Source organism: Pseudoduganella sp. R-32, assembly GCF_049913245.1.
Taxonomy (GTDB): Bacteria; Pseudomonadota; Gammaproteobacteria; order Burkholderiales; family Burkholderiaceae_D; genus Rugamonas.
This window is the reverse complement of sequence record NZ_CP183987.1, coordinates 2,392,180-2,418,610: the sequence shown is the minus strand read 5'-3', so window position 1 is coordinate 2,418,610 and position 26,431 is coordinate 2,392,180. Positions and strand designations below refer to the sequence as shown.

Sequence of the window (26,431 nt, the reverse complement as noted above, 5' to 3'; positions counted from 1 at the left end):
TCTTACTGGGCGCCGATGTCGGCGTTCTCGCCTTCGCCGCCCGGCTGGCCATCCTTGCCGAGGGAGATGATCTCGTATTCAGCCTTGGCGCCCGGCGCCTTGTACTGGTAAGGACGGCCCCATGGATCGGCCGGCACAACCTTCTTCAGGTAGGGGCCATTCCATTTGGCGCCCGCCGTGGCCGGCGCCGTCAGCAGCGCAGCCAAGCCTTCTTCCGTGCTCGGATAGCGGCCGACATCCAGGCGGTAGGTGTCGAGCGCCTTGTCGAAGGCTTCGATCTGCGCCTTGGCGACCGTGACTTCGGATTTACCCAGCTGGGAGAAATATTTTGGGCCAACATAGGCGGCCAGCAGGCCGATGATGACGATCACCACCAATAACTCAAGCAGGGTGAAGCCGGTGGCGCGGCGCTGACCTTGAAACTTTGCTACTTGCATCCGGACGACTCCTATGATGACCGCTGAAGAAACTCGCAAGCCTACCATGCGGTTTAAGTATTCAACAACATTTTGCGCAATAGTGTGTGTCTTTGCAGTCAATGGCAAAAAAAAACCGCCCGGACGGCATGCGTCCAGGCGGTTTTTCACTCAGCCAGCCGCAATCAGTCCTGCAGCTTGGCCTGGGCGCGGTCCGAGTCCGCCGCCGGCACGGTGGCGCTGCCGGTGTTCACGTTGACCAGGGTGGTCGCCTGCACGGTGCCGCTCAGGTCCTGGAACTGCACGCCGCCGACATAGCTCTGGTTCTCGTCCAGGCCGGCCCAGCTCACGCCCACGATCGCGTTGGCGCCGCTGTACACGCGGCCTGGCAGGGCCGCTGTGAACTGGCCGCCGCTGTCGCCCGGGGTCACGATCCACGATGCCAGCTTGTGCTGCATCGCTGCCGGGTTCTCGCCGCCGTAAGCCACCACGCACACCTTGTAGTTGCCAGCTGCCGGCGATGCCACCTGCACCGCTTCGGCGCTGCCGTCATGGCCGGAATAGTTCCAGCTGCCATCCGGCGCCAGCATGCCCAGGTCATGGTCGTCGCTGGCGTTGCCGGTATCCTTCTGGAACAGTGCGAAGCGCGCCGCTACCGCGCCGGCCGGGATGGCGACGTTGTAGACCTTGACGTTGGCGGTATCGGCGCCGGCCGCGCAGGCCGTCTTCAGTGCCGCCGAGCTGAGGCCTTGGGCAGCCAGCGTGACGCTGTCGCCGAAGGTGGCCGCTTTCAGGCCGCCCTTCAGCGCCGTCATGCGGCCGCTGAAGGTGGTGCGCACGGTGAACAGGCGGGTGCCGTCAGCCTTGTCGCCAGTCATCAGCGCCGGCGCAATGACCGGCTTGGCGGTGCGGGCCTGGATCGGGCTGCGCACCACGTGGTTGCCATCGCTCCATACCAGGCTGCCGAACTGCCACGCGGTTTCCGGCGCCGTGGTGCGGGTCAGCTTGACGGTGAAGCTGCCGGTGGCGCCAGGCGCCAGGGTCAGCGTGGAAGGCGTCACCACGGTGCTGAAGCCGGCCACCGAGGCGCTGGCATTGTAGGTGGCCGTTGCGCCGCCCACATTGGTGACCTTGCGCCTGATGGTGACGCTGTTCTGGATCGCGCCGGCCGTGATCGATGCCAGGTTCAGGTTGTAGGTCTCATCCAGCGTGCCGTAGGTGGTGCAGTCGGAAGCCGGCTGCACCAGTGCGCGGTTCACCTTGCACTGGTAGGCCACCAGTTCCGCCTTGCCCATGTCGTACACCAGGCCAGGATCGTTGGCCTTGTTCGGCGCCACATGGCCGGCACCCTGCGACCATGACAGCTTGCCGTTTTGCGCGCCTGCCAGGCCGTCGTCCAGCGTATCGTATGCCGTGGTCATCAGCGCCGACTTGATGGCCGCTGGCGACCAGTCCGGATGCGCCTGGCGCAGCAGCAGGCCGAGGCCGGCCACGTGCGGGCTGGCCATGGAAGTGCCCTGGATCGACGCATAGGCTTGCTGGCCCGGCGCGCCGGCTGCCACCGCTGCCGTTTCGGCAGGGTTCAGCGGTGCCGCGTAGCTGGCAATGATGTCCACGCCCGGCGCGGTGACGTCCGGCTTCAGGATATTGCCGTCGCCCATGTTCGGGCCGCGCGAAGAGAAGCCGGCCATGACCGGCGCCGGCTTGGTGCCAGGATAGAAGGCGCTCAGGGACGCGGTAGCGCCGGCAGCTTGCGCCACGGCGTAGGCCTTGATGGCGCTGCCGTCGGCGGCGCTCACGTGCACGGTTGGCACCGAGTGGATCTCGCTCACCAGGCCGGTGCCGTTGTCGCTCAGCACCATGCCGACGCCGCCGGCGTTCAGCACGGCCAGGCTCTTGTCGACGCGCGCGTTGTTGCCGCGGGTGCAGATCACCACCTTGCCGGCCACCTTGGCCGGGTCCAGCAGCACCTGGCCGGCCGGCGGCGCGGCGCTGAAGCACAGGCTGGCGTTGCCGCCGCCCACGCCTGCATCTTCGGCGCGGATCAGGGCCGTATCGGGCAGGCTGTTCAGGTTGTTGGAGGCGCCGAAATACTTGCTGCCGTTGCCCAGCTTGACGTCGGCCTGGAACTTGCGGTCATGGGTCGATGCGCCCACGGTGGTCAGCCATGGGCTGATGTGGGCCACGGTATTGGCCGGGCCTGCGTTGCCGGCCGACGCAGCCACGAACACGCCTGCCAGCGAGGCGCGATAGAAGGCCTGTTCAACGGCATCGCCGGTGCTGGTCTGCGAACCGCCGATCGAGAAGTTGATCACGTTGACGCCATCCTTGACGGCGTCGTCGATCGCTTGCACAGAGTCCGAGTTGTAGCAGCCGTTGTTGACATTGGTGCCGTCGGCTGCGCCCTCTTCGGCCGTGCTCCAGCACACCTTGTAGGCGGCCACGCGGGCGCGCGGCGCCATGCCGGAAGTCAGCCCCATCGGAACGCCGCCGATGGTGGCCATCACATTGGCGTTGCCGGCTGCGGTCGACGCGGTATGGTCGCCGTGGCCGCCGTGGCCGATGGCATGGCCGTCGGTGCCGGAGCTCGAATCGCGCGGCGAGAAGTATTCAGTCCAGTGTTTCGGCTTGCGGGTGGCCAGGAAGCCGGAGTTATAGAACTTGGCGCCCACCAGCTTGTTGTTGCAATGCTGGGCCGGGTCAAAGCCCTCGCCCGCCACGCAGCCGCCCTTGAAGGTCGACGGCGGCGCGGTGTAGGCCAGGGTGCCGGCCGGGTCGAAGGTCGGCACCTCGTTGGCATCGACACGGTCGGCAAAGGCCGGGTTTTCCGGCCAGATGCCGCCGTCGATCACGCCGATCACCAGGTTTTCGCCCTTGACCTGGCTGCCGCCGGCAAATTGCGACCACAGGCCATTGATGGTGCTCAGGCCCAGGAAGCGGGTAGTGGACACGGTGTCCATGCGGCGCACGGCGTCGGCCTGCACGTCGGCCACGGCCGGATTGGCCTTGAGCGCCAGCACTTCGGCATCGGTCAGCATCACGGCAAAGCCGTTCAGCACCACGTCATAATTGCCGACCACGGTCGGATTGCCGACGCTGGCCAGCACTTCATCCTTCTTGGCGCCCAGGTAGCTGACGTAGTTCTGCACCTTGGACGAGCGGTAATCGAAGACTTCGCCCTTGGCCGGCTGGGTGGCGGCCAGGCCGGTGACGCCGCCGGTATAGGTGGCGGCCGGCTGGTCTTGCAGTTGCACGATATAGGCCTTGCGCTCTTCTTGCGCGGCGGCGGACAGGGTAAAGCTGGACAGCAGCGCCAGCACTGCCAGGGCGGCTGGACGGCGTTTCAAATTCAGTTTCATGGAATCTTTCCGGTTCAGGTTAGCGGGAGGTTCAGCGCACGCGGCGGCGACGGCTGGCCAGGGCCAGGCCGCCCATGCCAAGGCCAAACAGCGCCAGGCTGCCCGGTTCCGGGATAGTCGCAATATCGTCGATCGCGAAGTTCGCCATGCCGGCGCCGCGGAAGCATTGGCCAACGTCGTCGCACTGCAGGCCGAACACCAGCACGGAGTTGTAGTAATCGGTCAGCTTGCCCAGGTTGAAATGCTGGAAGCTGAACTGGCCATCTTCCGGCGCGGCCAGGGCCAGGCGCACCAGCGGGCCCAGTTCCTTGCCCGCGGCATCAAAGCCCTGCAGCAGCAGCTGGCCGGCCATGTCCGGGAAGCTCTGCTGGCCGGCGCCCACGAAGCTGGCGTTCAGGCTATCCAGGCGGAAGGAAGTATTGTCATTGCGGCCGAAATAGAAATAACCATCGTCCAGGCCGGCGTAATACTGGCTGGGATTGTTGACGGGGCAGCTGGCCGAGACGCACGTTTCCGGCTCGCTGCCTTTGACAAAGACCCCCACCAGATCGCCCAGCTGGCTACCGCCATAGGCTTCCATCCAATAGTCGCCAATCTGGACATGCTGGCCAGCCGTCACCCATGGCGATTGCGGCTTGCCCTCGAAACTCAAGGTTCCTGCCTGGGCGACGCCGCCAATGGCCAGCGTTGCCGCCAACATCATTTGACCGAATGCTTTTCCTGCGCGAGGTGCTTGATTATTAAAAAATTTCAACTTCGATTCCTCTGCGAATTATCATCATGACAGGCGATGGCGGAACTTTTGCTCCGCACCGCCCGGCTCCACTACAACACGGTTGCTTATCGAGCAACTTTACTTGTGGAAAATTTTCTAACCACAAGTTGCCGGTAGGAAGCATATTTCATGCCAAGGAAATAATTATCAAAAGAATCAATATGTTATCTTGGCAAGATTTATTTAACTACAAAAAGTGTAAAGATTTCCGACACTTTGCATACGAATGCACGACAAAAAGCCGACACTCGGCCGGCTTGGTCGGGGGAGGAAGAAAGGAGGTCAGCGGTCCAGCGCGCCGCCCAACTGGCATTTGCCGGCCACGCAGGCAGCGCCGGGATCGGCCATGAAGCGGCAGTCGCTGGCCATGCCCGAGCGGGCATTGGCATCGCTGCGCTCCTTGCGGTAGCGCTCGGCGAGCTGCGCGACCTTGGCGGGGTCGCTGCGCACAGTGGAATAGGCAAGGTAGCCTTCCGGCCCGCCGCAGGATTTGGCGCCGAGCGGCACAGTCCGGCACTGCTGGTCGCTGTCGCAGCCAGCATCGCGGCCCATCGCGCGCAACTGCGACAAGGTGTCGGGGGTGGCGTGGCTGCAGGCAGCGGCGCCCAGGCAGGCCAGCAGGATGGCAAACTGTTTCATGACATATTGCTCCAAAGGCGATGGCCTATCATCGGCCCCGCCGCCCGCCCGGTCAACCGTGCCGGCAGCCCGCCGCAAAAAAAAACCGCCCTGGCATGCGCTGCTGCGCATGCCAGGGCGGAGCTGATGCCTCCTGCCAGGCCTTAGTCTTTCAGCTTGGCAGCCGCCACGCGGTCGGTCTCGGCAATCGGAACGGCCGCGGTACCGGTGTTGACATTGACCAGGGTGGTCGCCTGCACCACGCCATTCAGGTCCATGAACTGGGCGGCGCCGACATAGCTCTGGTCATTGTCGAGGCCGGACCAGCTGACGCCCACGGTGGTGTTGTTGCCCGCCACCACCTTGCTCGGCACTGCCACCACGAACTTGCCGCCAGCGTCGGCCGTGGTCACGACCCACGATGCCAGCTTGTGCTGCATGGCTTGCGGCGTCGTGCTGCCGTATGCCACCACGCAGACATTGTAGGTGCCGGCCGCAGGTGCTGCCAGTTGCACCGACTCGTTGCTGCCGTCGTTGCCGGAGTAGCCCCAGGTGCCGCTTGGCGAGAGCACGCCCAGGTCATGGTCGTCGGTCGCCCCGGAGTCCTTGCCGAACAGGGCGAACTTGGCAGCCACGGCGCCGGCCGGGACGCTAACCTTGTAGACCTTGACGTTGGCCGTATCGACTCCGGCCGTGCACAGGGTCTTCAGGGTGGCGGAGTTGATCGCCTGGGCTTCCAGGGTCACGGCATCGCCATAGCTGGCCGCCTTCAGGCCACCCTTCGCATAGCCCATGCGGCCGGAGAAGCCGGTCAGGACCGGGAACAGGCGGCTGCCGGAAACCTTGTCGCCGCTCAGCATGGCTGGCGCCGTCACCGCCTTGCCCACCTTGGCCTGCACCGGAATGCGCACGCTATGGCTGCCATCGTTCCAGGTCAGGCTGCCGAACTGCCAGGCGTTGGCAGGGGCGCCGTTCGGGGTCAGCTTGACAGTGAAGCTGCCGCTCTGGCCGGTCGCCAGCGTCAGCGACGACGGCGAAACCACTGCGGTGAAGCCTGGCAGCACCGCGCTGGCGGTGTAGGTGGCTGCCGGGCCCACATTGGTCACCTTGCGGCGCACCGTGGTGCCGACGCCGCCCAGTGCCGAAGCGACCGTGATCGACGGCAGGTTCAGGTTATAGGTCTCGTCCAGCGTGCCAAAGGCGGTGCAATCGGCTGCCGGCACGGCAGGCCGGTTGACCTTGCACTGGTACTGCACGTAGTCGGCCTTGCCCATGTCGTACACCAGGCCCGGGTCGACCGCCTTGTTCGGATCCACATGGCCGGCGCCCTGCGACCATGGCAGCAAGCCGTTCTGCGCGCCGGCCAGGCCGTCGTTCAGGGTCGAATAGGCGGTGGTCATCAGGGCCGATTTGATGGCGGCCGGCGACCAGTCGGGATGCGCCTGGCGCAGCAGCAGGGACAGGCCCGCCACGTGCGGGCTCGACATCGACGTGCCCTGGTAGGACTCGTAAGCCGCCGGCGGCACGAAGCTGCCCGCCACCACCGCGTTGTGCTGGGCCGGTGTCAAGGCTGCCGACACGCTGGCGATGATGTCCACGCCGGGCGCGGTCAGGTCGGGCTTGAGCACGTTGGCGTCGCCCATGTTCGGCCCGCGCGACGAGAAGCCGGCCATGACCGGCGCCGGCTTGCTGCCCGGGTAGAACGTGCCGATGGCGCTGGTGGCAGCAGCGCCCTGGGCCACCGCATAAGCCTTGATGGCAGCGCCGTCGGCGGAGCTGACATGCACGCTCGGCACCGAATGCGCCTCGGCCACCAGGCCGGCGCCGTTGTCCATCATGATCATGCCGGCGCCGCCGGCGTTCAGCACGGCCAGGCTCTTGTCCACACGGGCGTTGGTGCCGCGGGTGCAGATCACCACCTTGCCGGCCACCTTGGCCGGATCGAGCAGCACCTGGCCAGCAGGCGGCGAGCTGCTGAAGCACAGGCTGGCGTTGCCGCCGCCCACGCCGGCATCCTCGGCACGCACCAGGGACGTCTGCGGCAGCGCATGGGTGTTCAGCGAAGCGCCGGTGTACTTGACGCCGCCGCCGGTGGTGGCGTCGGCCACCAGGCTGCGGTCATGGGTGGAAGCAGCCACCGTGGTCAGCCACGGGCTGATGTGGGCCACCGCGTTGGCAGGACCGCTGTTGCCGGCCGAAGCGGCAACGAACACGCCCGCCAGCGAAGCGCGGTAGAAGGCTTGTTCGACCGGGTCGTTGACCGTGTTCTGGGCGCCGCTGATCGAGAAGTTGATGGCGTTCACGCCGTCCTTGACGGCGTCGTCGATGGCCTGCACCGAATCGGAATTGAAGCAGCCGTTGGAGGCGCCGGTGCCGTCGTCGGCCGCCGGATCGTCATAGGTCCAGCACACCTTGTAGGCGGCCACGCGCGCACGCGGGGCGATGCCCGATGCCGGGCCCATCGGGATGCCTGCCACCACGGCAGGGACATTGCTGTTGCCGGCCGCGGTGGAGGCGGTATGGTCGCCATGGCCGCCATGGCCGCTGCTGACGCCATTGCTGCCGACGTTGGAATCGCGCGGCGAATAGAATTCCGTCCAGTTCTTGGGGCGGCCGCTGGCCAGGAAGCCGGCGTTGTAGTACTTGGCGCCCACCAGCTTGTTGTTGCAGTGAGTGGCAGGATCAAAGCCCTCCCCGCCCACGCAGCCGCCGGTGAACGTGGCCGGCGCCGCGGTGTAGGCCAGGCTGGCGCCGGCATCGAAGGTCGGCACGCCGTTGCCATCGACGCGGTCGGCGAAGGCCGGGTTTTCCGGCCAGATGCCGCCGTCGACGATGCCGACCACCAGGTTTTCACCCTTGACCTGGCTGCCGCTCGCAAATTGCGACCACAGGCCGCCGGCGGTGCTCAGGCCCAGGAAGCGCGGCGTCGAAATCGTTTCCATGCGGCGCACCGAATCGGCTTGCACGTCGGCCACGGCGGGATTGTTCTTCAGGGCCAGCACTTCGCTGTCGGTCAGCAGCGCGGCAAAGCCGTTCAGCACCACATCGTAATTGGCAATCACGGTCGGATTGCCGACGCTGGCCAGCACGTCGGCCTTGCGGTCGCCCAGGTAGCGCACATAGTTCTGCACGTTGGGATCGCGGTAGTCGAACACCGCGCCTGGCGCCGGCTGGGTAGCCGGATAGCCGCTGATGCCGCCGACATAGGTCGTCGCCGGCTGGTCGCTCAATTGCACGATATAGGTTTTGCGCGCCTCTTGCGCGCCGGCGCTCACGGCCAGGCAGGACAGCACGGCCAGCACCGCCAGTGCCGCAGGACGCAGTTTCATGGTCATTTTCATTTGGATTCCCGGTTCAGGTTAGCGAAAGAGCGTCGGCTTAGCGCGCACGGCGGCGGCGGCTGGCCAGGCCGAGGCCGGCCACGCCCAGGCCGAACAGCGCCAGGCTGCCTGGTTCGGGAACGGTGACGATATCGTCGATGGCGAAGTTGGCAAGGTTGGAATTGCGGTTGCAGCTGCCAGCGGCATCGCAGGCATAGCCAAGCACGCGCACGAAGGCGAATTGTTCCTTGATGGAGCTGAGGTCGAAGGTGCCGAAGCGGAACTGGCCGCCGACAGGACCGGACAGGCCGAGCTGGCGCGCCGCGCCCACCGCCTGGCCCATGGCATTAAAACCTTGCAGCACCAGCATGCCGGCGACGGCCGGGAAGCTGGCCTGGCCGTTGCCGATGAAGCTGGCGCGCAGGCTGCCGAGCCGGAACAGGGAATCGTTATTCATGCCAAAGTAGAAGTAGCCATCATCCAGGCCGCTGTAGTACTGCGACGCGTTGTTGACCGGGCAGCTGACGCCGAAGCAGCTGGCAGGATCGCTGCCGTCGACAAAGGCGCCGACCAGGTCGGAAGTCAGGCTGCCGCCATACGACTCGATCCAATAGGAGCCGACCTTGATGTGGTCGCCGGCGAAGACGAACGGCGAATCTACCTGGCCTTCGAAATCGAGTACCCCTGCCTGCGCCACGCTGCCCATTGCCAGCGCTGCCGCACACAGGAATTGTTTGATCGCCTTGCCTGCGCGATGTGTTTGGTTCTTAGAAAAATTAGCCACGGAATCCCCTGGATGGTTGAACTCTCGAAAATGGCGCCTGCCTCGTGGATAGGTGCCTGACTCCAATCTATTGCCTACAACACAACTTTACGCACGGATACTTGTGCGTGGGGGACGGCGCACGCAAAAAACATGCCAAAACAACATTTCCAAAAGAATCAATCGCTTGCTGTCATGCCACTATTGGCAATTAATCAAACTGTAAAGATCTTCGACAAATCGGGGAGAGGCAGGATGGGGAATTGCGCCACGGCGTGGGCGCGGTTGCTCACGCCGAGCTGGCGGTACAGGCGTTGCAGGTGGTTCTTGACGGTCAAGGGGCTGATGCCGAGCAGGCGGCCGATTTCTTCGTTGCTCTTGCCCTCACGCAGCCATTGCATGATTTCCGCCTGGCGCGGCGAGATGGCCGGGGCCTGGGCCGCCGTGGCGATACGCTGCAGCGCCAGGTGCAGGTAGGGCAGCAGCAATTGCAGCAGCCAGCATTCGCGCAAGCCGGCTGCCGCGGGCAGGCCAAGCAGGGCTACGGCGCTGCCGCCGGAGGCCAGCGGCCCGCTGCCGTGCAGCAGGCCATGGCCCATGGCGCCGGCCTGCAGTGGCAGCGGCCGGCCGCCGGCCTGCTGCCAGAGCCGCAGCCAGGCCGGCACCGGCCCTTGCCGCGCATCGCACAGCAAGGCGCGCTCGGCCGGCGCCAGCATCGTGCTGTGCAGGCAGTCCACCCTGCGCGCCCGCCCCTGTTCGTCGAGCTGCATGCAGAGCAGCACGCCATGCGGCAACAAGGCCTGCAAGGCGCCCTGGCTCCACAGGAATAACTCGCCCAGCGTGGCAAGGCCATGCGCGCCATCGATGGCGTGCAGCAGGTATTCCTGTTCGCGGGCGTCGGGGCTCAGCATTGGGTGTGGAAGCGGTAGCCGCTGCCACGCACGGTCTGGATCGCCTGGTGCAGGCCGCTCGGTTGCAGCGCATTGCGCAAGCGCCCGACGTGGGCGTCGACCGTGCGTTCGTCAAGGAAGACGTGGCTGCCCCACACCTGGTCCAGCAACTGCGCGCGGCTGTGCACGCGGCCCGGATGGTGCATCAGGTAGTTCAGCAGGCGGAATTCGACGCGTCCCAGGTTCAACTGGCGGTCGCCCGCGGTCACGCTCAGGGTATGCGGGTCGAGCCGCAGGCCCGCCACCTGCAGCGTCCCCGGCATGCCAGCCGGGCGCCGGCGCCGCAGCACCGCATGCAGGCGGGCGATGGTTTCGCGCGGCCCGAAGGGCTTGCAGATGAAATCGTCAGCGCCGCTTTCCAGCGCCAGCACCTTGTCCTGTTCGGCGCAGCGCGCGCTCAGCATCAGGAGCGGCAGCTCGCTGGTGCGCGGCGCGGCACGCACATGACGGATCAGCGACAGGCCCGACTGGCCCGGCAAATCCCACTCCAGCAGCACCGCTTCCGGCAACGTCCCCTGCAGCGCTGCGAGCGCGCTCATCGCATCGCCGTGGCATTGCACCGCGTAGCCCGCCTGCCCCAGGTTATGGGCCAGCAGTTGCTGCACAGCGGGGTCGCTGTCGATGACGAGAATGTTGAAGGACATGGCAAAAAACGCAGGTCGTTATGCGGAAAACTATGAATCATGCCAAGTCCTGCGCGCTAATACAATTTTAATTAAGTATTAATATTCTGCCGAAATAAATACCCCGCTTCACTCTGTGCCATCCAAATGAAAAAGCACCCTGGAAGCCGAAACTCCCAGGATGCTTGTGGTGTTTGTGCAACCGGCCGTATTCAAGCGCGGCGCCGGCGCGCGCAGGCCAGCGCCAGCAAGCCCAGTGCCGCCAGGGCCAGCGAAGCCGGCTCCGGCACGGCGGCCGGCGCCGCAACGCTGGCCACCGCGTCGTTGATGCTGAGGATTTGCAGGTCCGGGCTGCCGTCCGCCGCGGCGACAAACATCAGGTCCAGGACCTTGCCTTTGATCTGGACGCCGGCATCGTCAAGGGCCAGGACGCCGAAATTGGAAAACATCAATGCCGACGGATCGCCGGAAATGGTCAGCAGGAAGCTGAACACGCCGCCAAACACCCCTTGGTACAGCACATCGTTGGGGGTGGCAGTATTCAACAGGGCAAAGCCGCCCGGCACGGCGGCGGCATCGCCCCATGGCGAGAAATTGGCCGGGTCCATGTCAAAGCCCTGCAGTTGCGACATGGTCGCAGTGACGGCCGGCGCGCCATCGACGCCATTGAAGGTGAAGTCCAGGTAGCCGGCGCGGCCGGCGCCATAAATGGCGGTATCCAGCGTCACCAGGCGCACGACGTCGGCCATGGCGTGGCTGCTGGCGCTAAAAGCCAGCAGCAGCGCCAAGCTGCGCAGGAAACGGGTGATGAATGTGTTTTGCATGGTTGCTGTCCTCAGAAACTGCCGTTGTAGACTTTTGGCGTGTAGTTGACGGCTACACGGCTCGGATTATTGAATTGCAGCTGGACGGTGGCCTGGGCGCCGGCAGCCAGCGCCGGCGCGGCGGTGATGTAGGGCATGCCGTTGACGTAACCGGTGGCGTTGGCCAGGGTCACGCCGGCCGGCAGGCCCTGCAGCACATAATGCACCGGCGCGGCCATGTCGGCGCCGCTGGTGTTGGTGATCCAGGCAGTCGCGGTGCCGACGCTGCTGAAGCGGCCCTGTACCAGGCCGGAGCGCTGGATCTGCACGCTGGACGTCACATCCACATACGCGGCCGGCAGGTTCAGGCTGACCACCACCGGGTCGTGGTCGGAGGCACGGTAAGGCAGGGTGTTGTACAGCGCCTGGGCTGCAGCGTTCTTGCCAATGAGGTTGTAGTCCAGCACTTCCGGTTCATCGGCGTTGACATTCCACAGCACGGCGCCGGCCACTTGCTGGCTCAGCGAAGTGCTGGCCAATGCCTGGTCCAGGTAGCCGCTCTCGGCGCCAAACACATAGGAATGCGGAATGCCGTTCGGACGCACGAAGCGCTCGAGCTGGTTTTCGAAGCGGACCTGGCGGTCCTGCGACGCCAGGTACAGGATCGGGTCTTCCATGCCATGGGCGTTGAAGTCGCCGATCAGGAGCACGTCGGCGTCGCCGGACGCGGCCACCACTTGCGGCACGAAGCCGTCGGACAACTGTTGCACCTGAGCCATGCGCACCGGGTTGTAGCAGCCCTGGCCATCGCCCTGGTCGGCGTTGGCGCCGCTGGCGTTATTGCAGCGCTTGGCCCGCAGGTGGTTGACGACCAGGCTGAATTTCGCGCCGTTGGCGGCCTTGAAGGTCTGCGCCATCGGCGGACGCTCGTAGACGCTGTTCGCGTCGGACAGCGCGCCGCCCACCAGTGCCAGCTTGGCAGGCTTGTAGATCATCGCCACGCGAACTGCATCGGTGCCGGTCGCGTCCGGCTTCGGCACGTAGGCATATTCCACCTTGCCGTATGCGGCGTTCAGGCTGTCGACCAGGTAGCTGGCGGCATAGTCGCCATTGTTCTGGATTTCCATCAGGCCGACCACGTCCGCATCGATCGCCTTCAATTCCGCCACGATCTTGTCGCGCTGGCGAACGAACTCGGTCATATTGTCGGCGCCGCGGCAGTTGCTCTTGCTGGTGCCTGAACCGAGGGTGCAGCCCTGGCCGGACTGGCCCAGCACGTCGGTGCCGTCGGTGAAGGTGGTGAAGAAGTTCAGCACGTTGGCGCTGGCCACCTTCACGTTACCCGCCGCCACTTCAGGAGCCAGGCTGCGCGGATTCTCGCGCGCGAAGACCGGGGTTTCAGTCGGCTGCAGCTTGAAGCCGGCGCCGCCGCTGCCAAGCGCGCCGAAATCGATGACGCCGGTCAGGCCGCTGACGGTGTCGCCGCTGCGCACGGTGCCGTCCTGGCCGAGATATGGCACGCTATCGGGCGTAACGAACAGGCCGTCATCCAGGGTGATCATATTGGCCGCGTTGGCGGCTGCCATGGCAATGGCTTCGGCGCTGCGCGCCGGATAGCGGTTGGTCGGCACTTCACGGCGGCCATCGGCCAAGGCCAGTTCGCCGCGGCTGCCCAGCGATTCGGTGCCGTTGACGGTCAACTTGGCGGGAAAGCGTACCAGCATGCCTTCCACATTGGCCAGGTTGGTGCCGGGCAGGTCGATATTGACAGGGGTAATGCTGTTGCCCGTGCTCTGGGTGACGACGCTGGTCACAGTCGACAGTTCGGTGTAGGAGCGCGTGGCGCCGCTAGGCTTGTACTCGGTTACGGTGCCGCTTACGCGCACCAGGTCGCCCAGCCCCACGGTGACCTGGGACGAGCCCATGTAGACGAAGATGCCGTCCGAGGTATTCGGATCGCCGTCGCCAGCCAGGTCCTGGATGAAGAAGCCGCTGCCAACCCTGGCGGTCACCACGCCTTCGGTGGTCAGCTTCACGCCGTTGTACGGGCTGGTGGCGCCCGAACCCTGCACCTGGGGCACCGGCACCACGGTGCCGGCTCCCATTTCCACGGTCACGCTGACGGTACAGCTGGCGTCCTGGCCCTGGTCGTTGCTGAACTTGACGGCCACCGGATACGTGCCGGTTGCCACCGATGGCGACGCCACCAGCGACACGCTGGCGCTACCGCCGATGCCGCCAGCTGCAGTCAGGCTGCCCAGGCTCAGGCCTGGCACGGCTGCCGACGTGATCACAGCGCCGTTGACGATGCCGTCTGCGTCCGAGGCTGACAAGGCGATGCTGCCGCCCGTGCCGAAAGTCAGCTTGGCGCTGGCCGGACAAACCGGCACGACAGGTTGCGGCAGCGGCCCGCCATCGCACATATTGGCCGGCGAAGCGGCAGTGCGGAATTGCGGCGCGACGGCAGTGAAGTCGGCAGCGTTATTGTTGCTGTCGGTGCAGCCGTTATTGGCGCGCAGCAGGCTGGTGGTGGCACTCATTGCCGGCGCCGCCGCAGTTTCGGAGAAATTCGCCGAACCGTAGCCGACCACGTCCTGGATCGCCGCGCTGCTCGGCTGGGCGCCGGTCAGCGCGCTGTTGTTGTTGACCAGCGCCACCTTGCCGGAAGCGCCGCTCATGTTCACGCTGCCGCTGAAGAAATCGGCCGCCACGTCGGCGCCGACGGCGGTATTGCTGCTGGCCAGTTTGACCAGGAAGTATTTGCCCGGATCGATGCTGGTGCCGGCCGGCAGTTCTGCCCTGCCCCAGCTGGTGCCGCTGGCGGACGCATACTGGATGGTCCAGCCGCCCACCGCCACGGCAGCACTGCCGCGGTTGAACAGTTCAACGTAATCGTAGCGCAGGGTAGCGCCGCTGTTGCCGCCCGCGCCGTACATCTGGCTGATCACCACGTCGGCAGCGAATGCCGGCTGGCAGGCCAACAGGGCGGCCAGCGCGGTAGCGCGCAAGGAAATGCGTTTGTCCATGAAAAGGTGTACCCCCAGAGTTTTTACCAAAAGGATTTTTTATTGTTCTTTTGCATATTAACTGTTTGATATGACTAGTTGGTGACACACGATTAGTCCGAACGGACTAACGGGGATAGGGCCGCGCCAGCGGTTCTCCTATGAACAGGCCCTGCGCCGGCCAGGCCACGCTGCGCCAATACGCTTCGATGGCGGTGGCTCCGCTGAGGTAATGCTGCAACAGGATTTGTGGATGGGGAAATTTCTGCCAGTGGTTGCACGGTTCGCTGACCGTGCCATAGCTGGCGGTGGCGCCCGCCTCCAGCCAGCGCAGGCTGCTCATCTGCCCACTGCCCAGCAAATCCCCGCCGTAGGAAGTCAGGTGGTCGGCCAGGGCGCCGGGCAAGAAGCGCAGCGTCTCCAGCTTGCCGACGCGCGCCAGCCCGGTCTGGTAGAACATGATGTCCTGCGCGCCCTCCAGTGCATCCTGCTGCAGCGTGTGGATGGTCAGCTTGCGTGCGGGAATGGCGCCGCTGGGGGGAAAGAAGCGTGCCCGGGTATTGCGCGCGGCTTCGCTGGTCTGCAGGAAGTAGGCGCCCGCCTGCGGCAGGCTGAAGCCGGCCGCCTTGCCGCGTTCGGCCACGGCGCGCGCCACGTCCAGCGGCTCGGCCGGCAACAGCATCGACAGTCGCATGCCGGGCGGCAGCGCCTTGGCATTGAAATAGGGATTCTTGCGGCCGGGCGCACAACTGCGCTCGCATTGCGCCGCATCGAAACCCAGGGTGTAGGCCGATGTCAGGCTATTGCATTCGACTGCGTAAGGCGCTGTCCACGCGAACAGCACGGCGCGTGCTTCCGCCGGCAGCTGCTGGTCGATCTCGCTTTTCAGCCGCGCAAAAGCCTCGGCATCGAGGCGGTGCGGCTTGCCGGGAATGCTGACGTGGGCAATGTGCGCCGGCGCGATGCCGCGCAGCTGCGCATAGTAGGCGCCCAGCGCCACGCTGGCAGGATCGGCATCGTTGATGACCAGCCCAAGCTGGGCCGGCTGGAGTTCGGCGCGCGCCCCGGCTGCAATCAGCAGGAGCGCGGCAAAGGCGCAGCGCTTAGCCGCGATGGTAGACATCCTCGAAGCGAACGATATCGTCCTCGCCGAGGTAGCTGCCCGACTGCACTTCAATCAGGTGCAGCGGCAGCTTGCCGGGATTTTCCAGGCGATGGCTCATACCGATCGGGATGTAGGTCGATTCGTTCTCGGTCAGCAGGGTCACCTTGTCGCCGCAGGTCACGCGCGCCGTGCCCGACACCACCACCCAGTGCTCGGCGCGATGGTGGTGCATTTGCAGCGACAGCTTGCCGCCCGGGTTGACGATAATGCGCTTGACCTGGAAGCGGTCGCCCATGTCGATGCCTTCGTAGGATCCCCACGGACGGTACACCTTGGTATGGTGCAGGTGCTCGGTGCGGCCATTGGCCTTCAGGTGGTCCACTACCTGCTTCACGCGCTGCACATGGTCCTTGTGCGCCACCAGTACCGCATCGGAGGTTTCCACGATCACCAGGTCCTGCACGCCGATCGCTGCCACGATGCGGCCTTCGGCGCGCACCAGGCAGTTCCTGGCGTTATCGGTGTACACGTCGCCCCGCGTCACGTTGCCGTCGCCGTCGGCCTGCAGCACGTCCACCAGCGCAGACCAGGACCCGACATCGTTCCAGCCGATCGAGGCTGGCGCCACCACCGCCTGCCGGGTGTGCTCCATCACCGCGTAGTCGATGGAATCGGACGGGCATGCCGTGAATGCCGCTTCGTCGAGGCGGCAGAAATCCAGGTCGCGATAGCCCTTGCCCACCGCCTCTTCGCTGAACCTGGCCATGTCGGGCTGGAATTGCGCCAGCTCTTTCAGGTAGGCGTCGGCGCGGAACAGGAACATGCCGCTATTCCAGAAGAAATTGCCGGCAGCGATAAAGCCCTGTGCCGTCTCTCGGTCTGGCTTCTCGACGAACTTCGCCACCTTGAAGCAGCCTTCAGACGACAAGGTCTCGCCGCTCTGGATATAGCCGTAGCCGGTCTCCGGCGCGGTCGGCACGATGCCGAAAGTGGCCAGCGCGCCCTCCTCCACCAGGCCGGCGGCGCGCTGGATCGCGGCATAGAAAGCATCGACGTCCTTGATCACGTGGTCGGCCGGCAGCACCAGCATGACCGCCTGCGGGTCGATCGCTTTCAGGTAGTGGGCTGCGGCGGCTACCGCCGGTGCCGTATTGCGCCCCACCGGCTCGAGCAAGATGCCAAGCGGGGCCACGCCGATCTCACGCATCTGTTCCGCCACCAGGAAGCGGTGCTCATTGCCGCACACGATCAGCGGCGCCATCATGCCGTTGCGCCCGCCCAGGCGCTGCACGGTCTCCTGCAACATCGTCTTGTCCGACACTAAAGGCAGCAACTGCTTCGGCAAGGCCGCGCGCGACAGGGGCCACAGCCGGGTACCGGCGCCGCCGGACAGGATGACAGGATAAATTTTCATATTAGAGTTGTCTCTTTGGCAACATTGTGCGCGGCACGCCGGGTCGCGCGGCGATCCCGCGCATTCGCCCAGCCCCCGCCTTCTGCCTGCGAAATATGCTGCATTTCGCCAGCGCGGTCGACACTATACTCTTTGAACACGATCAATTCGTCGAGCGTAACGTCTGGTAAGACTCGAGTATATTCGAACAACACGCTGCGCACTACCCTTGCCCCGCTGCGAATGTGGCTGCCGTGGCCAATCCACGTCGGCCCGATGATGGTGGCGCCGGCCTCGATGCGGCAACCGGAACCTATGTACACCGGCCCGATGATGCGCGTGCCGTTCCAGTCGATGCTGGTGTTCAAGCCGACCCACACGCCCTGCTCCACCTGCACGCCCGGCACGGTCATGTGCGCGACGCCGCCGGTCAGCACGCCCTGCAGCACCTCCCAGTAATCCTTGACGCTGCCGATATCGATCCAGTCGAACTTGCGCGTCTGGCAGTAGAACGGCAGGCCGCGCTGGGCTAGCAGTGGGAACAGCTCGGAGCCGATATCGAATTCCTGGCCGGAGGGAATCAGGTCGATCACCTCCGGTTCGAACAGGTAGATGCCGGTGCTGGCGCAATTCGACTTCGCTTGCGCGCGCGCGGGCTTTTCCTGGAATTCCAGCACCCGGCCATCGTCATCGCTGACCACCACGCCATAGCTGCTCACCTTGTCCCACGGCACCTCGCGCGTGATGACGGTCGCCAGCGCGCCCTTGCGCCGATGCTCGTACAGGGCCGACTTCAGGTCCAGGTCGATCAGCGCATCGCCGCACAGCACCACCACGGTCTCGTCGAAAAATCCGCCGAACTCCTGGATCTTCTTGATGCCGCCGGCCGAGCCTATCGGTTGCGGCACCACTTCGCCCTTGTCGTTGGTATAGCCCTCGAAGGAATAGCCGATCTGCACCCCGAACTGGTGCCCTTCCCCGAAATACTCTTCGATCTTCTCATGCAGGTAGCTGACGTTGACCATGATCTCGCTGACGCCATGCCGCTGCAAGTGCTCGACAAGATAGGCCATGACGGGCTTGCCGAGGATCGGGATCATCGGCTTGGGCAGTTCATAGGTCAAAGGGCGCACCCGCGTGCCCTTGCCGGCCGCCAGAATCATCGCTTTCATGGGTTGTCCTTTCTTAACACCAGCTCGGGAGCGGAGTACAGGCGTTCGTAGGCCGCCAGCAGCTTGGGCGCCTCGTACTCCCATTCGAGTTCGTTGACCACGCGGTTGCGCCCGTAGGTACCCATGCGGGCGCGCCGCTCCGGATCGTCCAGCAGTTCCACAATCTTCACGGCCATGTCCACCGGGTCGTTCCTTGCCGCGTACAGCGAAGCTTCCTGTGCCGAGACCCGGCCCTCGGTCAGGTCGAACTGCACGATCGGTTTGCCCAGCGCCATGTACTCCATGATCTTGTTCATGGTGGACTTGTCGTTCATTTCGTTCGCCACGTCCGGGTTCACGCACACATCGGCCGTGTTCAGCATTTCCAGCAATTGCTGGTCGGGCACGCGCCCGGTAAAGGTCACGTAGTCGGCCACGCCAAGCTCGCGCGCCAGTGACCTCATGTCCTCCAGCGAAGTGCCGCCGCCCACCAGGCCGAAATGCACGTCGCGCCGGCCCATATCGTGCACCACTACGCGCACGCTTTGCAGCAGCAGGTCGATGCCTTCCTGCGCTCCCATCACGCCAACATAGCCGACCAGGAAGCGCCTGCCCTGCTTCAGCGCATCCACGGCGGGCAACACGCGCAGGCGGTCCAGCTTGGGTCCGCTGCGCACCACGTACACCTTGTCCGGGTCCATGCCGCCGCGCCCGATGGCGATGCGCTTGTACGAATCGTTGGTGGCAATCGAGACGTCGGCGGTACGGAACGAAAGGCGTTCCAGCCAGACCATCAGCTTGTAGAAGAAGTCACGCCGCCCGAACTTGGCCTCGTACAGTTCCGGATTGATGTCGTGGTGGTCGAACAGGAAGCGCTTGCCCAGCACGAACTTGAAGAAGCCCCCGACCAGGAACAGCAGGTCGGGGGGATTGCAGGCATGGATGACGTCAAATCCATGGCGGAACAGGACCTTCCACGCCAGCCGCGAACTGTGGAACAGGGCGGCCGAATACTCGATGGCGTAGCCCAACGCCCCTTCGGCCTCCATCGGCAGCTTGTAGCGGTAGATGTGGATGCCGTCCAGCTCCTCGTAGCGCGACTCGTAACCCTTGCCGGTCGGGCAGATGATCGCCACCTGGTAGCCGTTGGCCTGCAGGGTCGTCGCCTCCTGCCAGACGCGCCGGTCGAATGGCGAGGGCAGGTTTTCGACGATGATGAGGACGCGGCGCTGATCCGTGCGCTTACCAGCAGATGCCATCGTATGCCCCTTCGCTCTGCTTGCCGGTAACGCGCACCAGGTCCACCAGGTGCTGCCCCGGCCGCAGCCGGTCTGGCACCGCCTGGAACTCCGGCGCGCCATTGCCGATCACCACCGTGTCCGCAAAGGCCAGCACCGCATCCATCGAGTCGACCATCAGCCGCGAGATGTGGGGAATGATATTCATGATGTAATCCTGGTTGGCGCCGGTCAGCGCCGCCAGCTTCACGTTCTTGTCGTACAGCCGCAGGTCATAGCCCTTGCCGATCAGGTGCTCGATCACGTCCACCAGCGGCGATTCGCGCAAGTCGTCGGTGCCCGCCTTGAACGAAAAGCCTAGGATGCCGACCTTCCTGCCCGGCTTTTCCATTACCATCTTCAGGCCCTTTTCCACCTGCTTGTGGTTGGACGGCAGGATGGCGTTCAGCAGGGGCAGCTCCAGGTCGAGCTGGCGCGCCTTGTAGACCAGCGCGCGCACGTCCTTCGGCAGGCAGGAGCCGCCAAAGGCGAAGCCGGGCTTCATATAATAAGGCGAGAGATTCAGCTTGGTGTCCTTGCAGAAGATCTCCATCACCTCGTGCCCGTCGATGCCGACCGCCTTGCAGATATTCCCGATCTCGTTGGCGAAATCGACCTTCAGCGCGTGCCAGGTATTGTCGGTGTACTTCACCATTTCAGCCGTCTCGACGTCGGTGCGCACCACCGGCGCATCCATGCCGGCGTACAGTTGCAGCAACAGCTCGCCCGAACGCTCGTCGGTCTCGCCGATCACCGTCTTCGGCGGGTGGTGGTAATCATGCACCGCCGTGCCCTCGCGCAGGAATTCGGGGTTGCTGCACACGCCGAAATCGACGCCGGCGCGTTTCCCGGACGCCTCCTCCAGCGTCGGAATCACCAGCGAACGCATGGAACCGGGCAGCATGGTGCTGCGCGCCACCACGACATGGAAACCGTCTTTCTCGCGCAGCGCATGGCCGATCTGCTCGCACACCTTGCGCACCGCGCTCAGGTCGAGATTGCCGTTCAGTTGCGATGGCGTGCCGACGCACACCAGCGAAATCTCGCTCGACATCACGGCATCGCGCACGCTGTCGGTGGCGCGCAAGCGGCCATCGCGCACCGCGCCGGCAATCATCTCGCCGATATCCTTCTCGATAATCGGCGTGCGTCCCTCGTTGATCAGCCCAACCTTGGTGCGGTTCGGATCGACCCCAATCACCGTATGGCCTTCTGCCGCCAGGCAGCCTGCCGACACTGCACCTACGTAGCCCATGCCAAAGATACTGATCTTCACGATGACGCTCCTTCCAGTAAGGTAATTTCGGTCACAATCGTGCTGGTGCCGCGTATCGTTCCGCGCCACGCTGCTGTCGCGATGCCGGATTTGCTGTCAAAGCTGCGCGAGATCCATCCCGCGATTGGCGCCGTGCTGGCGCAATGGAGTTGCGGCCCATTCCCGAAATGGCATGCCATGTGCAAGCCCTTGTCGCGCCTGGCGACATGCAAAGCTTGCCCAACCTTTTCGGCATGGCAGCCTTCCGCAAAATGCCAGTGCAGGGCTACCTCGTGCTCGCCAGAACATTCTAGGGTATCTTCAACTTTTACCGTGTTCCGTTTGGAATCGAAACGAATGGTGCGGCGATGCATGACGGGATCGCGCAAGCGCATATAGCCATCATGTTTTCCCTCGAAGAAATGTGGTGCATCGTGCGACAACGCGCGCGCATTGGCCTTGTGCAGCCACATGAAATTGCCGCCGATCTCAGACTGGTCCAGCCCATCGACCTGCACCGTGTTGTGCGCAGTCGTGCTGCGGAAGTAATCGCGCCACTGGCGATGCGTGTGATAGGCATACGTGCCGGGATCGACCAGCATCTCCTGCCCGCCCATGGAGAGCGTGAAGGCCAGCGCATCGGCATGCCCGTGCGCCGCCAGCGAAAGATAGCCCAGGGGGCCGCAATCGGCCACGATGCGCACTTCCTGCGGCGTGCCAAAGTCCTTGCCGAGCAGGTAGTAGCCGCCCTGCGGAAACGCCAGGCGCGGCGTCTCCTTTGCGCCGGGCGCAGGCGCCGGCAAGGCGGCCCAGCGCGCGTCGGCATCGGCGAACAGCCAGCGGTTGCGCTCATCAAGCACGCCCGCCTTTGCCTTGAAGTCGGCGCGCCCGAACAGCAGCGCCGCGCTGGCGAGCAGGGAGCGGTACGGCGGCGCAGCCGAGCCGTCCAGGCGCAGCATGCGCGCATCGTCGGCATCGCCAATCATCGGCACGTTGCCCCCGGCATCCATCACGGCCGCGAGGAACTCCGCCATGCGCTCAAGGCGCGCCAGCCATTCGGGCGGGAAGCTGCTGCCGTTGGCTTGCGCAGCAAGCTGGCAGAGCAGCATCATGTCCATCACTTCGTGGTGATAGTAGATGGCTTGTTCCTTGTTGACGCCGTCCTCCCAGTTCTGCTGCAAGCCCTGCTCGACCAGGCCGCGTTCGGCCAGGGCGCGCCAGCGCACGCTCTCGCTCCAGCAAGGCCATTGCACGCTCGCGATGTACAAGCCCATGTACTCGCCAAGCAAATGGTTGTTGGCCGACGAATGGCGCGACAGGTGATGGCTGATGAAGTGGCAATGCTTGTAGACCGCGTTGAGCCAGCGATGCCGCCAGTCGTCGTCAAGGCTGCCGGCCAGCAGTTGCCAGGCGGCGGACCAGTTCAGCAGGCGTACGCCAAGTTCCAGCGAACTGGCCCAGTGCACGCCTTGCGGATAAGGACACTGGTCGAGCCAGGAAAGCAGCAGCGTACGCGCGCCGTCCCTGTATTTGCGCTCGCCGGAGCCGCGCCACGCCTGTGCCAGCGTCACCAGTTCCAGATGGCGGCTCGGCTCCCACAGGTACTTGATATCGCCCACCAGCGAGGCGTCGCGGTAATCGATCGAAGGCCCCGGCGCCATCGGCGACGTGGTGCCGGTGCGCGGATCGCGGTTCCATTGCGGCGGGAAGCCAAGCTGCACGCCCTGCAGCGCAAACACGTTCCAGCGCCCTGCCAGCAGCGAGTCGGCGGCCAGGCAAAGCGCGGCTTGGTCGACGCCCGCCGGCGCGGCAAGGAAGGCCGCGCCAAAGCGGTCCAGCGCCGGCACCGGCGGATAGCTCGCCAGTCCCAGCCCCATGGCCGCGGCCTTGCGCCGCGCCAGCTGGTGCACGCGCCAGACAACTTCGGCAGGCCCCATCAGCTTGAGGCGATTGATTTTCCAGGCAAGTGCAGTCATTGCGGCAAGAACCCCAGTTCGCGATACAGCCGCTCAACCTGCGGCAACACGGCATCGCTGCAGAAGGTGGATTCCACCTTGCGCCGCGCTGCCTCCCCCATGCGCCGCGCCAGCGCATCGTCTTCCAGCAGCTGCGCCAGCCGCGCAGCCAGCGCATCGACGTCGCCCGGCGCGACGAGGAAACCCTCCACGCCGTCGGCGACCGCTTCCGGAATTCCGCCGACCGGCGTTGCCAGCACCGGCAAGCCCGCCGCCATCGCTTCCAGCACGCTCATGGGCAGGCCCTCGTTATACGAAGGCAGCGCAAACAATGAGGCCAGCGCCAGCTGCTGCTGGCGGCTTTCCGCCCCGATCCAGCCGAGCAGGTTGAGCTGGTTGGCAATGCCCAGTTGCGCCGCCCGCTCGCGTACGGCATCAAGCTCGCCATCGCCCCCCAGCCGCAACTCCAGCGCCGAGACCTGCGGCGCCACGCGCGCCGCCGCCTGCAGCAAGTCGTAGCTGCCCTTGCGCCGCCCCAGGCGCCCCAGGCACAGCACCGCACCGCGCCGCCGCTGCTCCCACGCACTGGCGGCAGGCAGCAGCACCGGGTTATAGATCGCCTGCACATGCCGGTTGCGCGACATGCCCTCCACCCAGCGCCGCCAGGCCTCCGACAGCACTACGACGCGTGTGCTGCGATCGAAGATGAAGCGTACGAAGCGCTTGCGCCAGGGGCCGCACTCATCGCCGTAGAACTGCGCAAATTCGGCCCCGTGCAAATGCAGGATCGCCGGCACCCCGGCCGCGAAAGCCAGCAGGAAGAAGCCCGACTTGCGCCAGAAGCTCGCGCGCGAAGCCAGGTGCACGTGCACCAGCCCGACCTGTCCGCGCAACAGCATGCCCGCGAAAACGGCGTAGGCCGCAAGCATCACGCGCAGCTTGCGCCACCGGCTGCCGTCGCAATGCGTAGCCAGGTAGCGCACGCGAAAACGCCGCAGCATGCCCGCCTGCTCATACACCCTGACCACGGAAGCGATGCCACCCATGGTGTCCATGCCGGTGCCCAGCATCACGATGGTTTTCATGAGCGCCGCCCGTCCTGCCATTCGTTGACGACCCAGCGGAACTTGCCTGCAGCGGTATTTGGCAACTCGTCGCGCAGCACCACCTTCACCTGCACCGTCGCATCGACCAGCTGGGCGATGTTGCGCAGCAGCTTGTCCTGGTCCGCCTGCGAGAAACGCGCATCCGGCACCAGGCGCAGTTCCCACAAGCCCGGGCCGACCTGCGCGACCTGCGACTTGCGCACGTTTTCCACGCCCTTGAAGGCAAAGGTCAGCACGGAAGGACTGACTTCCGAGCCATCGCCGCCGGTGATCCGGTCTTCCAGCTTGCCGGTGACAGGCTCGATCATCGGGAACGGCCGGCCGCAAAGGCAATGGCCATGCCTCCAGCGCGTGCGGTCGCTCAGGCGATAACGCACCAGCGGCATCGCCAGGTTATGCAAGGTGGTGCCCACCACATGGCCGTAGCCGTCGGTTGGCTCGCCATGCTCGTCGAGGATTTCGACGTGGGAATAGTCCGGATTGACGTGCATGGAGCCATACTCGCACTGGGTCGCGAAGGCAACCCGCTCCGCCATGCCGTACATGTCCATGATCTTTCCCGCCAGGCGCTCGCCAATCAGCTCTTTCTGGTGCGGGTAAAGCGGCTCGGAAGCGGTGAACAGGTAGGGCACGTGCAAGCGCGTGCCGCGCCGCTCGAGTTGCTGCGCCAGCGTATAGGCGGTGGACGGGTAAGCCTGCATCATGGCGGGCGCATAGTCGCGCAGCTTGTCGATGATGGGACCGACACAATGATCGGTCAAGTGGCGCGACGATAGCAGCAGCTGCCGGTTGTAGCGGTTCTCGAACCAGTAGGGCGGGCGCGCCTGGTCCAGGCCAGCCACCATGTCCCCGCGCAAGGTCGCGCGCGGCATGCCGTCAACATAGCCGGCCCAGGTCCAATGGCGCTTGATGAAGGCCTGCTCCATCTGCACCGACTGCAGGCTGCGAATGATCACCAGCGGCGTGCCCGTGGTCCCGCTGGTCTTGCCGAGCGCCTGCCACGGCCGCTTGCTGCCTCCGTTCGGATACAGCGCCAGCGGATGCTCGAGCAAGGCCGACTTATCGACAATCGGGAACAGCTCGCGCAAGGCCTGCCGCGCTTCGACAGGCGAGAAGTCGCGCGTGATGTGGGCGTAGTATGGAAGCTTCTCGATCGCGGCCTGCAGGCTGCGGTGCAGGAGCCGGTCGCCCATCACCTTCAGCGCGTAATCGTCCATCAGCTCATGCCCCCGCAGGCGCCGCACCAGGCGCTGGCTCAGCGCATTGTCGCGCACCAGGGCGCGCCCGCCGTACAGGAACTCTTTACGCAATTCGGCCAGCATGATCGCCTCCAACCAGGTTCCGGTAGCGTTGCGCCACCGCCTCGCCCAGCACGCGGTAGCTGCGCGCCGCCTCGATATAGGCCGGGCCGGCCGCAGCGCGTGCCCGCGCCGCTTGCGGATCGCGCAGGATCGCCAGCAGGCCCTCGGCCATGGCTTGCGGCGTGCTTGCCGCCAGCCAGCCGGCGCCGCTTGCCGCCAGCACGGCCTCCTGGTCAGGGATGTCGTTGCCCACGCAAGGCATGCCCAACGCCAGGTATTCCAGCAACTTGGTCGGCGAACTGACGTCATACAGTGCGCCGCGCGGCACATACGATATGGCAGCCTGCGCTCCAAGCAGGTATTCCCAGGCTTGCACGGGAGGCAGCCAGCCGGTGACCTGCACCGCTTCTTCCAGCCCGCGTTCGCGCGCGGCGCCGAGCAGCTGAACCACGTCGCCATGCTGCGGCGAACTGCCGATCAGCAGCAAGCTCGCCTCCGGCAGCTCGCGCCGCACCAGCACCAGCGCATCTAGCACGCGCTCAAGGCAACGCGCCCGGTCCAGCGTGCCGAGATAGGCCACCACCGGCCGCCCTTGCCAGCCGGCCCAGGCACGGGCCGCGGGCCGCAGCTCGGGCCGCGCCAGGGCTTCCATGTCGACGCCCATCGGCACCGCGCTGATCCGTCCTGCCGGCACGCCATGCTGCGCCACCAGGCGCGCCATCGCCTCGCTTTGCACGAACACGTGATCGGCGCGCGGCAGCAGCACGCGGTACAGCAGCCAGCGTTCGGCCAGGCCTTTGGCGAGGACGAGGCGCGCCCGCAGGCGCCGCCAGCCAGGGCGCCCCTGCAGCCGCGCCAGCTCATCGCGAGCCCGCTCGATACGCCCTTCGCTCATCAGGTATGACAGCCAATACATCATCGGCATCCCCTTCATGCGCGCCACCAGCAACGCCAGCAAGCCGATGCTGACCATGTCGCGCACCTGCAGCGCATCGTGGGTGCGGCGGTTAGCGCCAAGCAAGGCGCGCAGGCATAGCCAGAGAAAAGACAGTTCCGCTTTCCAGCGCGCACCAACTCGTGCCCGCCGTGAAGAGGCGAAGCCCTGGTTATCGGCTGGCGCCGCGCTGCCTTTGCCGACCAGGTGGCATTGCACGCCATGGCGCGGCAGGTATTTTCCGAAAAGGGTCGCCACGTCGGCGCGAAAAGTCGGCAAGGGTTCCGGCACGAGCTGCAAGATACGTACTGGGCGAGCCATG

19 protein-coding genes are annotated in these 26,431 nt (G+C 65.2%); all 19 read right to left on the bottom strand.

Going from position 1 to position 26,431, the window contains the following annotated elements:
- Positions 1 to 2: 2 nt before the first annotated feature.
- The 19 genes from gspG to ACN9MU_RS10945 all read right to left on the bottom strand — a co-directional run bounded on the left by gspG (position 3) and on the right by ACN9MU_RS10945 (position 26,430).
- Complete coding sequence (gspG, locus tag ACN9MU_RS11035) at positions 3 to 437, bottom strand: type II secretion system major pseudopilin GspG (RefSeq protein WP_426322341.1); 435 nt, start codon at positions 435 to 437, stop codon at positions 3 to 5.
- A gap of 164 nt (positions 438 to 601) precedes the next feature.
- Complete coding sequence (locus ACN9MU_RS11030; RefSeq protein ID WP_426322339.1) at positions 602 to 3,775, bottom strand: S8 family serine peptidase; 3,174 nt, start codon at positions 3,773 to 3,775, stop codon at positions 602 to 604.
- A 31-nt stretch (positions 3,776 to 3,806) separates the two neighbouring features.
- On the bottom strand, positions 3,807 to 4,478 hold the full coding sequence (locus ACN9MU_RS11025; RefSeq protein ID WP_426344578.1) for an NF038120 family PEP-CTERM protein: 672 nt from the start codon (positions 4,476 to 4,478) through the stop codon (positions 3,807 to 3,809).
- 354 nt (positions 4,479 to 4,832) lie between these two features.
- Entirely contained in the window at positions 4,833 to 5,189 is a 357-nt protein-coding gene (locus tag ACN9MU_RS11020) for a hypothetical protein (protein ID WP_426170578.1), read from the bottom strand.
- 143 nt (positions 5,190 to 5,332) lie between these two features.
- On the bottom strand, positions 5,333 to 8,497 hold the full coding sequence (locus tag ACN9MU_RS11015; protein WP_426337316.1) for a S8 family serine peptidase: 3,165 nt from the start codon (positions 8,495 to 8,497) through the stop codon (positions 5,333 to 5,335).
- A 49-nt stretch (positions 8,498 to 8,546) separates the two neighbouring features.
- Positions 8,547 to 9,272 (bottom strand): NF038120 family PEP-CTERM protein, encoded by a 726-nt coding sequence (locus ACN9MU_RS11010; RefSeq protein ID WP_426322334.1) that lies wholly within the window; start codon positions 9,270 to 9,272, stop codon positions 8,547 to 8,549.
- 194 nt (positions 9,273 to 9,466) lie between these two features.
- Positions 9,467 to 10,162, bottom strand: a complete 696-nt coding sequence (locus ACN9MU_RS11005; protein WP_426344577.1) for a LuxR C-terminal-related transcriptional regulator — start codon at positions 10,160 to 10,162, stop codon at positions 9,467 to 9,469.
- The gene (locus ACN9MU_RS11000; protein WP_426322330.1) at positions 10,156 to 10,845 is read right to left on the bottom strand and encodes a winged helix-turn-helix domain-containing protein; all 690 of its coding nucleotides are present in this window, start codon (positions 10,843 to 10,845) and stop codon (positions 10,156 to 10,158) included. The genes ACN9MU_RS11005 and ACN9MU_RS11000 overlap by 7 nt, the downstream gene beginning before the upstream one ends.
- 191 nt (positions 10,846 to 11,036) lie before the next feature.
- The gene (locus ACN9MU_RS10995) at positions 11,037 to 11,648 is read right to left on the bottom strand and encodes an NF038129 family PEP-CTERM protein (protein ID WP_426170572.1); all 612 of its coding nucleotides are present in this window, start codon (positions 11,646 to 11,648) and stop codon (positions 11,037 to 11,039) included.
- An 11-nt stretch (positions 11,649 to 11,659) separates the two neighbouring features.
- Entirely contained in the window at positions 11,660 to 14,653 is a 2,994-nt protein-coding gene (locus ACN9MU_RS10990; RefSeq protein WP_426344576.1) for an ExeM/NucH family extracellular endonuclease, read from the bottom strand.
- 106 nt (positions 14,654 to 14,759) lie between these two features.
- A complete protein-coding gene (locus tag ACN9MU_RS10985) occupies positions 14,760 to 15,755 on the bottom strand; it encodes a TIGR03790 family protein (RefSeq protein WP_426322326.1) in 996 nt (331 codons plus the stop codon).
- Positions 15,736 to 17,151 (bottom strand): mannose-1-phosphate guanylyltransferase/mannose-6-phosphate isomerase, encoded by a 1,416-nt coding sequence (locus tag ACN9MU_RS10980; RefSeq protein ID WP_426170566.1) that lies wholly within the window; start codon positions 17,149 to 17,151, stop codon positions 15,736 to 15,738. The genes ACN9MU_RS10985 and ACN9MU_RS10980 overlap by 20 nt, the downstream gene beginning before the upstream one ends.
- Complete coding sequence (locus ACN9MU_RS10975; protein WP_426170564.1) at positions 17,148 to 18,302, bottom strand: sugar phosphate nucleotidyltransferase; 1,155 nt, start codon at positions 18,300 to 18,302, stop codon at positions 17,148 to 17,150. The genes ACN9MU_RS10980 and ACN9MU_RS10975 overlap by 4 nt, the downstream gene beginning before the upstream one ends.
- The gene (locus tag ACN9MU_RS10970) at positions 18,299 to 19,540 is read right to left on the bottom strand and encodes a glycosyltransferase family 4 protein (RefSeq protein WP_426344575.1); all 1,242 of its coding nucleotides are present in this window, start codon (positions 19,538 to 19,540) and stop codon (positions 18,299 to 18,301) included. The genes ACN9MU_RS10975 and ACN9MU_RS10970 overlap by 4 nt, the downstream gene beginning before the upstream one ends.
- Positions 19,524 to 20,834, bottom strand: coding sequence for a nucleotide sugar dehydrogenase (locus tag ACN9MU_RS10965; protein WP_426344574.1), 1,311 nt, complete (start codon positions 20,832 to 20,834; stop codon positions 19,524 to 19,526). Before ACN9MU_RS10965 ends, ACN9MU_RS10970 begins: the two co-directional genes overlap by 17 nt.
- Positions 20,831 to 22,789 carry an alginate lyase family protein gene (locus ACN9MU_RS10960; protein ID WP_426344573.1) on the bottom strand — a complete coding sequence of 653 codons (1,959 nt, stop codon included), beginning with the start codon at positions 22,787 to 22,789 and terminating at the stop codon, positions 20,831 to 20,833. The genes ACN9MU_RS10965 and ACN9MU_RS10960 overlap by 4 nt, the downstream gene beginning before the upstream one ends.
- Complete coding sequence (locus ACN9MU_RS10955; protein WP_426344572.1) at positions 22,786 to 23,853, bottom strand: glycosyltransferase family 4 protein; 1,068 nt, start codon at positions 23,851 to 23,853, stop codon at positions 22,786 to 22,788. The genes ACN9MU_RS10960 and ACN9MU_RS10955 overlap by 4 nt, the downstream gene beginning before the upstream one ends.
- Positions 23,850 to 25,196 (bottom strand): phenylacetate--CoA ligase family protein, encoded by a 1,347-nt coding sequence (locus ACN9MU_RS10950; RefSeq protein ID WP_426344571.1) that lies wholly within the window; start codon positions 25,194 to 25,196, stop codon positions 23,850 to 23,852. Before ACN9MU_RS10950 ends, ACN9MU_RS10955 begins: the two co-directional genes overlap by 4 nt.
- The gene (locus ACN9MU_RS10945; protein WP_426170555.1) at positions 25,177 to 26,430 is read right to left on the bottom strand and encodes a glycosyltransferase; all 1,254 of its coding nucleotides are present in this window, start codon (positions 26,428 to 26,430) and stop codon (positions 25,177 to 25,179) included. The genes ACN9MU_RS10950 and ACN9MU_RS10945 overlap by 20 nt, the downstream gene beginning before the upstream one ends.
- Between the last annotated feature and the right edge of the window lies 1 nt (position 26,431).

Bases quoted from the DNA above. Each gene is read 5' to 3' on its own strand.
- gspG (WP_426322341.1), bottom strand. From the start codon at position 437: ATGCAAGTAGCAAAGTTTCAAGGTCAGCGCCGCGCCACCGGCTTCACC.
- ACN9MU_RS11030 (WP_426322339.1), bottom strand. From the start codon at position 3,775: ATGAAACTGAATTTGAAACGCCGTCCAGCCGCCCTGGCAGTGCTGGCG.
- ACN9MU_RS11025 (WP_426344578.1), bottom strand. From the start codon at position 4,478: ATGATGTTGGCGGCAACGCTGGCCATTGGCGGCGTCGCCCAGGCAGGA.
- ACN9MU_RS11020 (WP_426170578.1), bottom strand. From the start codon at position 5,189: ATGAAACAGTTTGCCATCCTGCTGGCCTGCCTGGGCGCCGCTGCCTGC.
- ACN9MU_RS11015 (WP_426337316.1), bottom strand. From the start codon at position 8,497: ATGAAACTGCGTCCTGCGGCACTGGCGGTGCTGGCCGTGCTGTCCTGC.
- ACN9MU_RS11005 (WP_426344577.1), bottom strand. From the start codon at position 10,162: ATGCTGAGCCCCGACGCCCGCGAACAGGAATACCTGCTGCACGCCATC.
- ACN9MU_RS11000 (WP_426322330.1), bottom strand. From the start codon at position 10,845: ATGTCCTTCAACATTCTCGTCATCGACAGCGACCCCGCTGTGCAGCAA.
- ACN9MU_RS10995 (WP_426170572.1), bottom strand. From the start codon at position 11,648: ATGCAAAACACATTCATCACCCGTTTCCTGCGCAGCTTGGCGCTGCTG.
- ACN9MU_RS10990 (WP_426344576.1), bottom strand. From the start codon at position 14,653: ATGGACAAACGCATTTCCTTGCGCGCTACCGCGCTGGCCGCCCTGTTG.
- ACN9MU_RS10985 (WP_426322326.1), bottom strand. From the start codon at position 15,755: ATGTCTACCATCGCGGCTAAGCGCTGCGCCTTTGCCGCGCTCCTGCTG.
- ACN9MU_RS10980 (WP_426170566.1), bottom strand. From the start codon at position 17,151: ATGAAAATTTATCCTGTCATCCTGTCCGGCGGCGCCGGTACCCGGCTG.
- ACN9MU_RS10975 (WP_426170564.1), bottom strand. From the start codon at position 18,302: ATGAAAGCGATGATTCTGGCGGCCGGCAAGGGCACGCGGGTGCGCCCT.
- ACN9MU_RS10970 (WP_426344575.1), bottom strand. From the start codon at position 19,540: ATGGCATCTGCTGGTAAGCGCACGGATCAGCGCCGCGTCCTCATCATC.
- ACN9MU_RS10960 (WP_426344573.1), bottom strand. From the start codon at position 22,789: ATGACTGCACTTGCCTGGAAAATCAATCGCCTCAAGCTGATGGGGCCT.
- ACN9MU_RS10955 (WP_426344572.1), bottom strand. From the start codon at position 23,853: ATGAAAACCATCGTGATGCTGGGCACCGGCATGGACACCATGGGTGGC.
- ACN9MU_RS10950 (WP_426344571.1), bottom strand. From the start codon at position 25,196: ATGCTGGCCGAATTGCGTAAAGAGTTCCTGTACGGCGGGCGCGCCCTG.
- ACN9MU_RS10945 (WP_426170555.1), bottom strand. From the start codon at position 26,430: ATGGCTCGCCCAGTACGTATCTTGCAGCTCGTGCCGGAACCCTTGCCG.